Origin of the sequence: Cecembia lonarensis LW9 (assembly GCF_000298295.1) — a bacterium.
In the GTDB taxonomy this organism is placed as follows: domain Bacteria; phylum Bacteroidota; class Bacteroidia; order Cytophagales; family Cyclobacteriaceae; genus Cecembia; species Cecembia lonarensis.
On sequence record NZ_AMGM01000051.1, the window covers coordinates 17,156 to 31,548 of the forward strand.

16 protein-coding genes and 1 tRNA gene are annotated in these 14,393 nt (G+C 39.4%); 12 read left to right on the plus strand and 5 right to left on the minus strand.

The features are described 5' to 3' along the window. Nucleotides 1-5 precede the first annotated feature (5 nt). The 3 genes from B879_RS14335 to lhgD all read right to left on the minus strand — a co-directional run bounded on the left by B879_RS14335 (nucleotide 6) and on the right by lhgD (nucleotide 1,735). Nucleotides 6-212 (minus strand): type II toxin-antitoxin system HicA family toxin, encoded by a 207-nt coding sequence (locus B879_RS14335; RefSeq protein WP_009185915.1) that lies wholly within the window; start codon nucleotides 210-212, stop codon nucleotides 6-8. After that, complete coding sequence (locus tag B879_RS14340) at nucleotides 209-433, minus strand: type II toxin-antitoxin system HicB family antitoxin (RefSeq protein ID WP_009185916.1); 225 nt, start codon at nucleotides 431-433, stop codon at nucleotides 209-211. Before B879_RS14340 ends, B879_RS14335 begins: the two co-directional genes overlap by 4 nt. A 102-nt stretch (nucleotides 434-535) precedes the next feature. Then, nucleotides 536-1,735, minus strand: a complete 1,200-nt coding sequence (gene lhgD / locus B879_RS14345; RefSeq protein ID WP_009185917.1) for an L-2-hydroxyglutarate dehydrogenase — start codon at nucleotides 1,733-1,735, stop codon at nucleotides 536-538. 151 nt (nucleotides 1,736-1,886) lie between these two features. On the opposite strand from lhgD, the gene thrS reads away from it, so the two are divergent. The 4 genes from thrS (at nucleotide 1,887) to rplT (ending at nucleotide 5,138) form a co-directional block, all read left to right on the plus strand. Further along, nucleotides 1,887-3,836 (plus strand): threonine--tRNA ligase, encoded by a 1,950-nt coding sequence (gene thrS, locus B879_RS14350; protein ID WP_009185918.1) that lies wholly within the window; start codon nucleotides 1,887-1,889, stop codon nucleotides 3,834-3,836. 87 nt (nucleotides 3,837-3,923) lie between these two features. Then, nucleotides 3,924-4,475, plus strand: a complete 552-nt coding sequence (gene infC, locus B879_RS14355) for a translation initiation factor IF-3 (RefSeq protein WP_009185919.1) — start codon at nucleotides 3,924-3,926, stop codon at nucleotides 4,473-4,475. Nucleotides 4,476-4,497: 22 nt separating this feature from the next. After that, nucleotides 4,498-4,695 (plus strand): 50S ribosomal protein L35, encoded by a 198-nt coding sequence (gene rpmI, locus B879_RS14360; protein WP_009185920.1) that lies wholly within the window; start codon nucleotides 4,498-4,500, stop codon nucleotides 4,693-4,695. A gap of 98 nt (nucleotides 4,696-4,793) precedes the next feature. Further along, nucleotides 4,794-5,138 (plus strand): 50S ribosomal protein L20, encoded by a 345-nt coding sequence (rplT, locus tag B879_RS14365; RefSeq protein ID WP_009185921.1) that lies wholly within the window; start codon nucleotides 4,794-4,796, stop codon nucleotides 5,136-5,138. A gap of 158 nt (nucleotides 5,139-5,296) precedes the next feature. Here the strand turns inward: rplT and B879_RS23440 are convergent, their stop codons facing one another. Beyond that, nucleotides 5,297-5,410 (minus strand): GIY-YIG nuclease family protein, encoded by a 114-nt coding sequence (locus tag B879_RS23440; protein WP_083847954.1) that lies wholly within the window; start codon nucleotides 5,408-5,410, stop codon nucleotides 5,297-5,299. Between the two features lie 48 nt (nucleotides 5,411-5,458). After that, nucleotides 5,459-5,532: transfer RNA gene (locus tag B879_RS14370), tRNA-Met, on the minus strand. A gap of 92 nt (nucleotides 5,533-5,624) precedes the next feature. On the opposite strand from B879_RS14370, the gene B879_RS14375 reads away from it, so the two are divergent. From B879_RS14375 to bshB1, 8 genes are all read left to right on the plus strand, one after another. Continuing rightward, nucleotides 5,625-6,020 carry an START-like domain-containing protein gene (locus B879_RS14375; RefSeq protein WP_009185922.1) on the plus strand — a complete coding sequence of 132 codons (396 nt, stop codon included), beginning with the start codon at nucleotides 5,625-5,627 and terminating at the stop codon, nucleotides 6,018-6,020. Between the two features lie 76 nt (nucleotides 6,021-6,096). Then, nucleotides 6,097-7,914 (plus strand): LptF/LptG family permease, encoded by a 1,818-nt coding sequence (locus B879_RS14380; RefSeq protein ID WP_009185923.1) that lies wholly within the window; start codon nucleotides 6,097-6,099, stop codon nucleotides 7,912-7,914. A 68-nt stretch (nucleotides 7,915-7,982) separates the two neighbouring features. Next, nucleotides 7,983-8,258, plus strand: a complete 276-nt coding sequence (gene rpsO, locus B879_RS14385; protein WP_009185924.1) for a 30S ribosomal protein S15 — start codon at nucleotides 7,983-7,985, stop codon at nucleotides 8,256-8,258. A gap of 107 nt (nucleotides 8,259-8,365) precedes the next feature. Next, nucleotides 8,366-10,507, plus strand: a complete 2,142-nt coding sequence (pnp, locus tag B879_RS14390; protein WP_009185925.1) for a polyribonucleotide nucleotidyltransferase — start codon at nucleotides 8,366-8,368, stop codon at nucleotides 10,505-10,507. A gap of 86 nt (nucleotides 10,508-10,593) precedes the next feature. Then, entirely contained in the window at nucleotides 10,594-11,457 is an 864-nt protein-coding gene (locus B879_RS14395; RefSeq protein WP_009185926.1) for a sigma-70 family RNA polymerase sigma factor, read from the plus strand. Nucleotides 11,458-11,655: 198 nt separating this feature from the next. Then, nucleotides 11,656-12,600, plus strand: a complete 945-nt coding sequence (gene trxB / locus B879_RS14400) for a thioredoxin-disulfide reductase (RefSeq protein ID WP_009185927.1) — start codon at nucleotides 11,656-11,658, stop codon at nucleotides 12,598-12,600. A gap of 9 nt (nucleotides 12,601-12,609) precedes the next feature. Beyond that, the gene (locus B879_RS14405) at nucleotides 12,610-13,656 is read left to right on the plus strand and encodes a M23 family metallopeptidase (protein ID WP_009185928.1); all 1,047 of its coding nucleotides are present in this window, start codon (nucleotides 12,610-12,612) and stop codon (nucleotides 13,654-13,656) included. An 11-nt stretch (nucleotides 13,657-13,667) separates the two neighbouring features. After that, nucleotides 13,668-14,384 (plus strand): bacillithiol biosynthesis deacetylase BshB1, encoded by a 717-nt coding sequence (gene bshB1, locus B879_RS14410; protein WP_009185929.1) that lies wholly within the window; start codon nucleotides 13,668-13,670, stop codon nucleotides 14,382-14,384. Nucleotides 14,385-14,393: the final 9 nt, after the last annotated feature.

Below are 14,393 nucleotides of genomic sequence, written 5' to 3' on the forward strand. Positions count from 1 at the left end.
AACCTTCACTGTAATGTGTTTTTATCAATTCCTGCTTGTTTTAGAATAGCTAAAAAAGTTCCTTTTTTTAAATCTTTGCTACCATGCACAGGTACTATGATGGTTTTATTTGTTGTGGAATTGAAGTAAAGGTGGTGAGATCCTTTAGATCTTTTAAAAACAAATCCATGTTGTTCCAAAATCCTTATCAGATTCCTTGGACTTAAATTCATATTTCCTCTAAAGTCAAAGAGTATTCTAGGGTATTTCGATCATCAGGTATAGTTTCACCTCGCTCTCTCAATTCTTCGATGTATAATTCAATAGCTTCTTTAGCCATTGAAATTGCCTCATCAACAGTTTCTCCATAGGTGATGCAACCTGGAAGAGCTGGTACGGAAACTGTATAACCACCTTCTGCTTCTTTATTTAAATGAATTTTATAAGTCAACATACATTAAAATTTAAGCCTAATTCAAAACAACTTTAGTGAAAAGTAGCAAAAAAATAGTTGGAATTAAAACGTTTTTTTTACCGCAGTTCATTTTTAAACAAGTCAAAACCTCTTCAAAACCAAATCACTCACTGTTTCTCCTATGGCCAATGAACTCGTGGCAGCAGGAGAGGGGGCGTTGAGGATATTGATGGCATTTTCATTCTCTCGGATACAGAAATCATCCAATAATCCACCTGTCTTGTCACAGGCCTGGGCCCTGACACCAGCACCGCCATCCACCAAATCGGACTCCTTGATATCCGGGATCAATTCCTGCAGGGCCTCCGTAAAAGCCTTCTTCGAAAAGGAACGGAACAATTCTCCCATGCCGGTTTTCCAATATTTTGAGGCTACCTTCTGGAATCCAGGCCAGGCCAACGTTTCGCTCAATTCGGCTAAGTTGACCTGGGAACGTTTGTACCCCTCTCTTTTAAAAGCCAAAACCGCATTTGGACCTGCTTCAACTCCCCCTTTCATCATTCGGGTAAAGTGAACGCCTAAGAATGGGAAATTGGGGTCGGGTACCGGATAGATCAGATTTTTGACCAAATATTCCCGTTCCTTTTTGATTTTAAAGTATTCCCCTCTGAAGGGGATAATGCGGACATCGATGGGCTCCTCCTGTGTCATTTGGGCAATTTTGTCTGAATACAAACCAGCACAATTGACCACAAGTTGGGTAGCAAATTCCTGATGTTGGGTTCGGATATAAGAAACCCCATTCAAGGTCTTGATGCCTTTTACAGTCTTATTCAGGAAAATTTCACCTCCAAGGGATTCAAATTTTTTGGCATAATGTTGGGCTACCACTTTGTAATCCACAATACCTGTCTGGGGCACATGAAAAGCGGCCACACCTGCACAGTAAGGCTCATATTCCTTGAGCTCATCCAAGGTAATCTTTTTTGTACCCTCCAATCCATTCTGCAGGGCCCTGTCATACAGTCCATTGAGGATTGGGATTTGTTCCGGCTTAGTGGCCACCACCACTTTACCGGTCAATTCGTAGGGAATATTTTCTTCATCACAGAACCGGATAAGTTCATGATATCCATTGATACAATTGATGGCTTTGAGCGACCCTGGTTTGTAATAGAGTCCAGAATGGATGACTCCTGAGTTGTTGCCGGTCTGATGTTTGGCTACTTCTTCCTCTTTCTCCAGTATGGCTACTTTAAGCTTTTGGTTTTTCTGTTTTATTTTTAGTCCGGTAGCGAGTCCAACTATCCCCCCGCCAATGATGATGATGTCGTATTTCATAAATCAATATTCTTAGGACAAATATACATGGCTTCTTAAAAAAAGAAGAGGATTTAGGAATGCTCTTTTTTTAGCGCTTTTGAATTCCCATATTTGCAGCCATAAAGCATCTGTTTGTAAAGGTGCCATGTTTCATTTATCAAAACATTAAATGTCTAACCAACAAATCAAGATTACCCTTCCTGACGGTTCAGTCAGGGAGTATGAAAAAGGAGTTTCAGGGCTACAGATTGCAGGTAGTATCAGCGAGGGTTTGGCCAGAAACGTACTTGCAGCGAAAGTTAACGGGGAGGTTTGGGATGCTACCCGTGCTATTTATCAGGACGCTAGCGTACAGCTTTTGACCTGGAATGATGCAGACGGCAAAAACACTTTTTGGCATTCCTCAGCGCACTTAATGGCTGAAGCCTTGGAAGCGCTTTATCCCGGAGTCAAATTTGGTATTGGGCCTCCAATAGAAAACGGCTTTTACTATGATGTGGATTTTGGAGATAAGCCACTGGAAGGTGCTGAACTGGAGAAAATAGAGGCCAAAATGATGGAATTGGCCAGAGAAAAGAATGAATATATCCGCAAGGAAGTATCAAAAAAAGATGCCATCAGCTATTTCACAGAAAAAGGAGATGAATATAAGCTGGACCTGATTGATGGACTAGAGGATGGGTCCATTACTTTTTATGAGCAGGGCAACTTTGTTGACCTTTGCCGTGGTCCCCATATTCCCAATACCGGTTTTATCAAGGCAGCGAAGCTTTTGAATATTGCCGGTGCTTATTGGCGAGGGGATGAAAAAAATAAAATGTTGACCAGAATTTATGGGATCACTTTCCCTAAAGCGAAGGAATTGCAGGAATACCTGCACATGCTGGAAGAGGCTAAGAAGCGTGACCACAGGAAATTGGGCCGGGAATTGGAATTGTTTACCTTTTCTGAGAAGGTGGGTATGGGTTTACCGCTTTGGTTGCCAAAAGGAACACTTTTAAGGGAGCGTCTTGTAGCTTTTATGAAGCGTGCACAGGACAAATCCGGTTACCAGCAGGTAGTCACGCCTCATATTGGTCATAAGGCTTTGTATGAAACATCTGGTCATTACGAGAAATACGGAAAAGATTCATTTCAGCCCATAGCAACGCCAAATGAAGGGGAGGAGTTTTTGTTGAAACCCATGAACTGTCCGCATCATTGTGAGATATACAAGCACAAACCGAGATCCTACAAGGACCTTCCGATCCGGTATGCGGAGTTTGGAACTGTGTATCGTTACGAGCAGAGTGGTGAGTTACATGGATTGACCAGGGTCAGGGGCTTTACACAGGATGATGCCCATATATTCTGTAGACCTGATCAGGTAAAGGAAGAGTTTATTAAAGTGATTGACTTGGTGCTTTATGTGTTTAAAGCCTTGGGTTTTGAGGATTTCACTGCACAGATTTCCCTTAGGGATCCTGATGATAGGGATAAATATATAGGTTCCGATGAAGCTTGGAACAAAGCAGAAGCGGCTATTATTGAAGCAGCTGCTGAAAGGGGTTTGGAGACTGTCACCGAATTGGGTGAGGCGGCATTTTATGGTCCAAAGCTGGACTTTATGGTCAAGGATGCCTTGGGCAGAAAATGGCAGTTGGGTACCATTCAGGTGGATTACAACCTTCCTGAACGCTTTCAGTTAGAATACATTGGTTCGGATAATCAAAAACACAGGCCTGTGATGATCCATAGAGCACCTTTTGGTTCTTTGGAGCGTTTTGTAGCTGTTTTGATTGAACACTGTGCCGGTAATTTCCCATTATGGCTTTCTCCTGATCAGGTAATCATACTTCCGATTTCTGAGAAGTATATTGCTTATGCAGAGCAGATCAAATCTTTGTTGGAAGATCAGGACATCATGGGTGCCATTGACAACAGGGACGAAAAAATCGGGCGGAAAATCAGAGATGCTGAAGTAAAGAAAATACCATTTATGCTGATTGTTGGGGAAAAAGAACAGGAAGAAGAAAAAGTTTCTGTTAGAAAGCATGGTCAGGGTGATTTGGGCAGTTTGAGCCTATCAGAATTTGTAGCCCATTTTAAAGGGATCATCGAAGCTTCATTGACAAAATAAATTTTACAGTGAAAAAGCTTGAGATTTTTAAAATCTCAAATTTATTCCGATATTTGCAGGCAATTTCATTAAAACAACCATAAAATTTTGAGAGGAAGAACACCGTTTAGACAGAGACAAGAAGAACCCTACAAAGTCAACGAAAAAATCAGAGCAAGAGAGGTTAGGGTAGTTGGTGATTTCGTGGAGGGCGGTAATGCCGTTCTTTCATTATCTGAAGCATTGAAAATCGCTCAGGAAAATGAGCTTGATCTTGTGGAAATTTCCCCAAATGCCAGTCCACCAGTCTGTAAGGTGATTGACTACGCTAAGTTTAAGTATGAGCAGAAAAAAAAGCAGAAAGAGATCAAAGCAAATGCTTCTAAAACTGTTTTAAAAGAGATAAGGTTTGGGCCAAACACCGATGATCATGATTTCAATTTTAAATTGAAGCATGCGATTAATTTCCTTAAGGAAGGTGCTAAGGTTAAGGCTTATGTTCACTTTGTTGGTAGGTCTATTGTCTTCAAGGAAAGGGGAGAAATGTTATTATTGAAATTTGCACAGGAGTTGGAGGAATACGCTCAAGTTGAGCAGCTTCCGAAGTTGGAAGGCAAACGTATGTTTTTGTTCCTAGCTCCTAAGGCTTCTAAGAAATAATTTTCAACAAACAAATACAGTTATGCCTAAAGTAAAAACAAAATCAAGTGCCAAAAAAAGGTTCAAGTTAACCGGAACCGGCAAAATCAGAAGGAAGCATGCTTACAAAAGCCATATTTTGACTAAAAAATCTACCAAGAGAAAGAGAAATCTGACTCAAATGGGTATGGTTCATGAGTCTGATGAGGGCAGAGTGAAAGCCATGCTTAGAATCGGATAATCTGATTCTTTTTCCTTTAAACAATTAAGGTTTATTTATTCACCAGACGCTGAGGTTAAAAAGTCCGATAGGCACCTAGGGTCAAAAAAATTAAAATTATGCCAAGATCAGTAAATGCAGTTGCTTCAAGAGCAAGAAGAAAAAAAGTCCTTAAAGCAACCAAAGGCTATTTCGGAAGAGGTAAAAACGTTTGGACAGTAGCCAAAAACAAGTACGAAAAAGGTTTACAGTACGCTTACAGAGACAGAAAAGCCAAGAAAAGAGAATTCAGGGCTTTATGGATTCAGCGTATCAATGCAGGTGCCAGACAACACGGTATCTCTTATTCTCAATTTATGGGTATGTTGAAAAAAGGTGAAATTGAATTGAACAGAAAAGTTCTTGCAGACTTAGCCATGAATCATCCCGAGGCATTCAAAGCTGTAGTTGAAAAAGTAAAGTAAGAAGGCATTCTTACTTTAATTAAAGGGTCCCAAAGATTTGGGGCCCTTTTTTGTTTGGTTATTTTATAAAAATTTCCTATCCATATCTCTATTTTTAGTATATTACAAAAGCGGCTATAATATCGGGTTTGTATTCAACTTATAGCTGCTTCTTCCTATTAACCCTTTGTGGATTTGGAGTTGTGGAACTTGAACCTGGTGATAAGATCTGTGGTCATCCCTGTGTAGAGTTTGTTTGCGGAAAAAGAATAGAGTACGTAAACGCAGAACATGGGTAAATAAAGATTAAACAAAAAAGCCCCAAAAGTGGGGCTTGTGAGTAGCGAGGAGGGGAGTTGAACCCCTGACCTCAGGGTTATGAATCCTGCGCTCTAACCAACTGAGCTACCTCGCCAAATCGGAATGCAAATATGAGGGCTTGCTTTATGAATTGCAAACAAAAAAGTGTAAAAAATGTGAATTTTTATGAATTAAAATAATACGATCATGGTGAAAAATAAGTTTGTTGCTGATTATCAAATCAATACTTCTAGGAAGATTCTATTTCCTTATTTGAGTACTGCAAGCGGGCTTGCAGAATGGTTTGCAGATGATGTTTCTATCAACGAAGACAAGGATTATATTTTTCACTTTGATGGTGAAGAACACCATGCCAGAATCGTTGCATTAAGAGGTAATTACCATGTGAAATTTGATTTTTTTGATCCACATAATCCAGAGGAGAAAGATCATTCATACATTGAATTTAAATTGGAAGAAAATGAATTGACCCAAACGCTGTTTTTAAAAGTCATCGACTACAGTGACTCCTATGATGATGAGGAATTGGAATCTATATGGGGAAACTTAGTGAACCATTTAAAAGAAATCATTGGTGGTTAATATGGCTTTTTTTGAGGGAAAATTGAATAATATTATCAACTTTGCCGTTACCAAGTTTAGAAGGGCATAGTTGCGAATGAAAAAACTGGATAAGTTAATACTGGGTTCATTTATAGGACCCTTCTTTTTGACCTTTGTGGTGGTGGATTTTATTCTGCTTACCGTAAATATGCTGAAGTATTTTGACGAAATATTTGGCAAAGGATTGGGCTTTATGATCTATGTTGAGCTCATTTCTTACTTTGTTATCAGTATTTCACCAATGGCCTTCCCTTTAGCTGTCTTATTGTCTTCCCTGATGACTTTTGGGAACTTAGGGGAACACTTCGAACTCACAGCCATCAAAGCCAGTGGGATTTCTTTACTGAGGGCGTTGAGGCCTATTGCAGTTTTTGTAGCGGTGCTTACCGTATTTGCCTATTTATCCAACAACTATCTAGTACCTAAAGTCAACCTAAAGACTTTTAGTCTACTTTATGACATAAGGATGAAGTCCCCTGCTTTGGATATAAAGGAAGGCGTTTTTTATGCAGGCATCCCAAACTACAGCATCAAGGTGAATAAAAAACTGGATGATGTACGGTTAAGGGATATTATTATTTATGATCATTCATCCGGACAGGGTAATATTAATGTTATTTTGGCAGATTCTGGTAGAATGGAACCTTTTTTCAATGATCGTTATATGCGTCTGACCTTATACAATGGTATCAGTTACAAGGAGTCCAGAGCTTCAAGAGGAATCAGCGAAAAACCAGTCGATTTCAGTAGAACTAATTTTTCTGAAAATGAGATGATTTTTAACTTGGAATCATTTCAGCTCAACCGGACCCCTGAGGACCTGTGGTCCACCAATAGGTCAATTATGAACATTGCCCAATTGAGACAAGGCCTGGATTCTATAGCCGGTGAAGTAAATAGCATCATTTATTACAATTACCTGACTACTGAAACATCCTACAGCTTTTTTGGAAGAAACAATAAAATAAAGCCCCCTGCAGATATTACCGAACGTAAATCTTTGTATGATTCCCTTCGAGAAGAAAGGAAGAGGGTACGGGAGTTGACCAAATCAACCCTGGAACAAAGAGACACAACTTTTAAAGCAGCTATCAGTTCTCAGATTGATTCCACACTTTTCCCTATGGATTCTATGGCACTAGCCATTAAAAATGATGACAATGTGGGAGCAGAGGAATTTCCTATTTTGGATTCTATTTCGACAAATTTAAGTTTCTCGGTTCCAAAAGAAGTCCAAATGGATACTTCTGCCAACATACCCTTGCAAAAAAATATCCAAGAAGAGCCAATTGCTTCAGATACAGCTCTTATCATACCGGCCTCAGTTGTGCAGGTTGCCAGTAAAATTACCGAGTTTACGCCTGAAATGAAGGCGAGATTTGACTCCCTTATACAAGATGGGAATTATAAAACCAGGGCTGCAACTGTTGCGATGAATAATGCCAGGACCTTAAAGAATAATTTCAGTAGCAAACTTGGTCAAATCAGTAATCTGGAAAGGGAGTATAGAAGGTTTCAGATTGCATGGTTTCAAAAATATACTACTGCAGTTGCTTGTATGGTTATGTTTTTGATAGGCGCACCTTTAGGTGCAATCATTAAAAAAGGCGGATTGGGCATGCCCGTGCTGGTTTCCATTATATTTTTTATTGTTTATTACATGCTCACCATCACTGGGGAAAAATGGGCAAAGGAGGGTGTAACGGACCCCTTGTTTGGAACCTGGTTTTCCATAATCGTGCTTTTACCCTTTGGATTATTTTTTCTCAAACAGGCACGTAAAGACGCACGATTGTTTGAAGTTGATTATTACTTGGAGTTTTTCAAAAAAATGAAACTGTTTTTCAGAAGAATCCTCGTTAAAAGCCATTAATTGCTTTTAAAATCAAAAGATACATATTAACTTTGCAACTGTTTTAAAACAAAATAATTTAACTAGACATGTATTTAACCTCAGAGAAAAAAGCAGAGTTGTTCAAAAATCATGGCAGGTTAAAAGCTGAAACTGACACTGGATCACCGGAATCCCAGATTTCGTTGTTTACTTACAGGATTAAGCATTTGACTGAGCACTTGAAAATCAACAAAAAAGACCATGCATCAAGATTAAGTTTGATGAAGTTGGTTGGAAAGAGAAGAAGATTGCTGGATTATTTGATCAAGAATGATATTGAAAGATATAGATCAATAATCGCAGAACTTGGAATACGTAAATAACTACCTACATGTAAGGTTCTCAGGGAGAGAACCTTACTTTTTTATTTTCCCCTTGATATTAAGCCTTACTTTTAAATCTTTACTACATTATTTCTTAACAAAATTCTATGTTACCTAATTTGATTACAAAGTCCATTCATCTAGCGGATGGAAGAGAAATTACAATTGAAACCGGTGCCTTGGCAAAGCAGGCAGATGGTTCTGTTGTAGTAAGAATGGGAAAGGCTATGCTTTTAGCAACAGTAGTTTCCAAGCCGGAGGCGCAAGAAGGGGTGGATTTTCTACCCATGTCTGTTGATTATCAAGAGAAATTTGCCGCTTCAGGAAAAATTCCTGGTGGATTTTTGAAAAGAGAAGGCCGTCTTTCAGATTATGAAATCCTTATAAGCCGTATCGTTGACAGGGCAATTAGGCCAATTTTTCCAGATGATTATCACGCGGATACGCAAATTAACATCACCTTGATGTCTGCAGACAGTGAGGTGCTTCCTGATTGTTTGGCCGGACTGGCCGCTTCTGCAGCTTTAGCAGTTTCTGATATTCCCTTCAATGGTCCAATTTCAGAAGTGCGTGTAGCCAAAATCAATGGGAAACTAAAAATAAACCCTAGTCCTGCAGAGCTGGAGTCAGCTTCTTTGGAATTCATAGTGGCAGGTTCCAATGATTATATTTTAATGGTAGAGGGTGAGGCGGACGAAATTTCTGAAGATGAAATGGTGGAAGCCCTTCAATTCGCCCATGAAGAAATTAAAAAGCACTGCTTGGTTCAAATGGAATTGACAAAGGCGGTAGGAAAAGAAGAAAAAAGGGCTTATAGCCACGAAAAATCTGATCCGGCTTTATTTGATAAAATGTATGCTGAACTGTATGACAAGTGTTATGGTGTCGTAAGTAAGCAAATCGCTAATAAATCAGAAAGATCAGAAATGATCAAAGCCATCAAAGAAGGCTTTATTGAGAGCCTTGGTGAAGAGCATGAATATGAGGCATCACTTATTGGGCCCTATTTCAGTAAAATCCACAAAGAAGCTGCGAGAAACCTTACTCTGAATGAAAAGAAAAGACTTGATGGTAGAAAATTGGACGAGATACGTCCAATTTGGTCAGTAGTAGACTATTTGCCTTCTGCCCATGGTTCAGCTGTTTTCACCAGAGGTGAAACCCAATCAATTACTACCTGTACATTGGGAACCAAATTGGATGAGCAGATGGTAGATGGTGCCATGATTTCAGGTTACAATAAATTCTTTCTACATTACAATTTCCCTGGTTTTTCAACCGGTGAGGTAAAACCTAACAGAGGTCCTGGGCGTAGAGAAGTAGGCCATGGCAATTTGGCGATGAGGGCTTTGAAAAAGGTTATGCCCAAGGATGAGGAAAATCCATATACCATCAGGGTGGTATCTGATATCTTAGAATCCAACGGCTCGTCTTCAATGGCCACCGTTTGTGCAGGGTCTTTGGCAATGATGGATGCCGGTGTTCCAATCAAAGCTCCTGTTACAGGAATAGCAATGGGCATGATTTCAGATGCGAAAACAGGAAATTATTCCATCTTATCGGATATCCTTGGTGATGAGGATCATTTGGGGGACATGGATTTTAAAGTGACCGGTACTTCCAAAGGTATCACTGCCTGTCAGATGGATCTTAAAGTTGAAGGCTTGGATTATAACGTTTTAAAAGAAGCATTATTCCAGGCAAGGACAGGAAGATTACATATCCTGGACGAGATTAATAAAACTTTGGATGCACCAAGGCCGGATCTTAAGCCACATGCACCACGTTCCTTCAATATGAGTATTCCAAAAGAATTGATCGGTGCGGTAATAGGCCCAGGAGGAAAAGTAATTCAGGAAATTCAAAAAGATACTGGAGCTACCATTGTTATTGAAGAAAAAGACAACATGGGTAAAATCAATATCTTCTCTAATGACGAAACCTCTATGAATGGGGCCATCACCCGCATAAAGGCCATAGTGGCTCAACCGGAAATAGGGGAGACATACACTGGAAAAGTCAAAAATATTATGCCTTTTGGAGCTTTCGTAGAGTTCATGCCAGGTAAGGACGGCCTGTTACACATCTCCGAAATCAAATGGGAGAGGCTCGAAAACATGGAAGGTGTACTTGAGCCTGGAGAAGAGATAATGGTTAAACTTATTGATGTCGATAAAAAAACAGGTAAATTCAAATTATCCAGGAAGGTATTATTGCCAAAACCTGAGAAATCAGATAAAAAAGATTAACAATCATAAGGATTTGATTACTTTGAACTTTAATCTCAACTATTACTGTTACTACTAGTACCCTAACTGAAAAATAATATCCCCGAATGAGGCAGCTAAAAATTAGCAAACAGATTACCAACAGAGAGAGCCAGTCTCTGGACAAGTACCTTCAGGAAATTGGTAAAGTGGACCTGCTTACTGCAGATGAAGAAGTTGTACTGGCCAAGAGAATTCGCGAAGGTGACCAATTGGCATTGGAAAAACTAACAAAGGCTAACCTAAGGTTTGTCGTTTCCGTTGCCAAGCAATACCAAAATCAAGGTTTATCTCTAGGAGATCTTATCAATGAAGGAAATTTAGGTCTTATTAAAGCCGCACAGCGATTTGATGAGACCAGAGGTTTCAAATTCATTTCCTATGCCGTATGGTGGATCAGGCAATCTATTCTTCAGGCTTTGGCTGAACAGTCGAGGATTGTCCGCTTGCCATTGAATAGGGTGGGTTCCTTGAATAAGATCAGCAAAACTTTCAGTGAACTGGAGCAAAAATTTGAAAGAGAACCTTCTCCTGAAGAATTGGCAGAAGTACTTGAAGTTACAGCGGGAGAGGTGGTTGACACCATGAAAATTTCTGGCCGACACGTATCTATGGATGCACCTTTTGTGCAGGGTGAAGAAAACAGTTTGCTGGATGTATTGGAAAATGACGGTGATGAAAAGCCTGACGATGGTCTGATGACAGACTCTTTGAGAAAAGAGGTACAAAGAGCACTTTCAACCCTTACTTCTAGAGAAGCAGATGTAATAACCCTCTATTTCGGATTAAATGGAGAGCAAGCCATGACTTTAGAGGAGATAGGTGAAAAATTTAATCTTACTAGAGAAAGAGTTAGGCAGATTAAAGAAAAGGCTATTAGAAGGTTAAGACATACATCTAGAAGTAAAACTTTAAAACCATATTTAGGGTAATTATACCTTTTGGTATCATTGATTACAAATTAAAGGGGAAATTTCCCCTTTTTTTGTAACCGCAAAGTTAAACTTACTTTATTCCTGTACTCTATTTTCAAATTAAATATGGTTTTCGAGATTAGGGAATTTTAACAAGTTTAGTCTTTGTTGTAATCTCTATTTTATTAAAATTTGCTAACATTAAAATTTACTTAAATGTCAACTGAAATAGAAAAAGCGAAAGTTTTGATTATAGGCTCAGGACCAGCAGGTTATACAGCTGCTATCTATGCATCAAGGGCAGGTCTTAATCCCATACTCTATACAGGTGGTCAGCCGGGAGGCCAATTGACCATCACTACCGATGTTGAAAACTATCCTGGATACCCTGATGGTATTATGGGGCCGGAAATGATGGAAGACTTTAGAAAACAGGCTGAGAGGTTTGGTACTTCTGTAAGATATGGTGTTGTAACACAGGTTGATTTTTCAGCACGTCCTTATACCATTACCGTAGATGACCAAAAGGAAATACTTGCCGAGACAGTTGTCATTTCCACAGGTGCTTCTGCAAAGTGGCTTGGGATCGAAAGTGAAGAAAGGCTTAACGGAAAGGGCGTATCTGCCTGTGCTGTTTGTGATGGTTTTTTCTTTAGAGGGCAGGATGTAGCGATTGTCGGGGCGGGTGATACCGCATGTGAAGAGGCATCTTATTTGGCAAATATCTGTTCAAAGGTTTATATGCTGGTAAGGAGGGATGAAATGAGAGCTTCTCAGATTATGCAAAAAAGAGTAATGAATAATCCCAAAATAGAAATTCTCTGGAATACGGAAACGGATGAAATTTTAGGAGAGGAAGAGGTGAATGGTGTACGGGTACTCAATAATCAAACAGGGGAGAAGAAGGAATTAAAAGTTTCCGGTTTCTTTGTAGCCATAGGCCATGAACCTAACACGGCTATTTTTAAGGATATGATTGATATGGATGAAAATGGCTATATAAAAACAATTCCTGGTTCAACAAAAACAAATGTAGAAGGGGTATTTGCCTGTGGTGATGCCCAAGATCATATTTACAGGCAGGCTGTTACGGCCGCCGGAACAGGTTGTATGGCTGCCTTGGATGCTGAGAGATATCTGGCTGCGCAGGAATTGGTTTAATGTAATCGAATGAGATTAGGTTTTTATACACTATTATTTCTATTGCTGGTGTGCATGGGCTCAATAAATGTCCATGCACAAACTTTTCCCAAGATTATTAAAAAACCCAAACAGGTTCAAAGTACTGATTTGCCGATAAATAATCCACTCTTAAGGGATATAAGACTTTTTGACGCTCAAAAATACCTTCAACATGTGGTGAGAGAAACAGATTCTTTGTTGTATAAAGATTATGTGAACCTGAAGAAGAGGTTAAGTATAGTGTCTGAAGACACACTTTCACTGATTTGGGCTCCTACCAATCAATTGGTGCAGGTTTCTGAAAAAATTTTAATTGACAGCATTTGGGTTACTGCTTATGAATATTTTTCATCTTGGGATAGCCAAAAAATTAATATTTATGATTTTGACCCCAAAGATTTTAAAGACACCGTATTCGTTAAACTCTATGATAATTTTTTTGGCACAGATTGGAAACTTCCACTGAATGAGACTCAGATTACTTCTGAATTTGGATTCAGAAGATACCGCTGGCATCATGGTACTGATTTAAGGTTAAGGGTTGGAGATCCTGTTTACAGTGCCTTTGATGGCATTGTCCGGATGAGGTCTTATGACCGTAATGGTTATGGCTACTTTGTGGTAGTTAGGCATAAAAATGGATTGGAAACCTTATATGGACATTTGTCCAGAATTTCAGTTGATGTCGGCCAGGAAGTAAAAGCAGGTGATATAGTTGGTTTGGGAGGAAACACAGGCAGAAGTACGGGGCCTCATTTACATTTTGAGGTAAGGTACCAAGGGCTCTCCATCAACCCAACAGAATTGTTTGATTTCAATGTTGGTAAATTGAAATCTGATGTCTACATGATCACATCTTCCAGTTTTGAACATGTGGTAAAAGCACAGGAAGCAGTATACCACAGGGTTAGGAGTGGGGAAAACCTAAGTGTTATCGCAAGAAGATATGGTGTAAGGGTGAGCACGATTACCCGACTGAATGGTATTTCTACCAATTCTGTATTGAGAGTTGGTCAACGTTTAAGGATTAGATAGAAAAATAAAAAATGAAACTGGATATTTTGGTAATTGCCGCCCATCCTGACGATGCAGAATTAGCATGTTCAGGCACCATTGCTTCCCATATAGCTAAGGGGTATAAGGTGGGCATTCTCGATCTGACTCAAGGTGAAATGGGGACGCGAGGAACACCTGAAATTAGACTGGAAGAATCTGAAAATTCTGCCAAAATTCTTGGATTGGTTGCTAGAGAGAACCTTGGATTCAAGGATATATTTTTTAAAAACGATGAAGCCCATCAGTTGGAAATAATCAAAGTCATCAGGAAGTATCAACCTGAAATCGTATTAGCCAATGCGGTTGGTGATAGGCACCCTGACCATGGTAAGGGAGGTAGTTTGGCATCTGTGGCTTGTTTTATGAGTGGTCTTAGGAAAATTGAAACCGAAGATCAAGGAGTCGAGCAAGAAGCTTGGAGGCCAAAATTTGTTTATCATTATATTCAAAACAACTATATTAAACCTGATTTAGTAGTGGATATAACTGCTTTTTGGGAAACCAAAATTGCAAGCATTAAGGCATTTAAATCTCAATTTTACGATCCGAATAACAAGGAACCGGAGAGTTTTATTTCTTCCGAAGGATTTTTAGATTTTATCGAAGCCAGGGCCAAAGAGTTTGGTCATAGTATTATGGTAAAATATGGCGAAGGATTTACCGTAGAAAGAATGATCGGTGTAGAAGACTTGTTTGACCTTAAATAGGCATAAAAA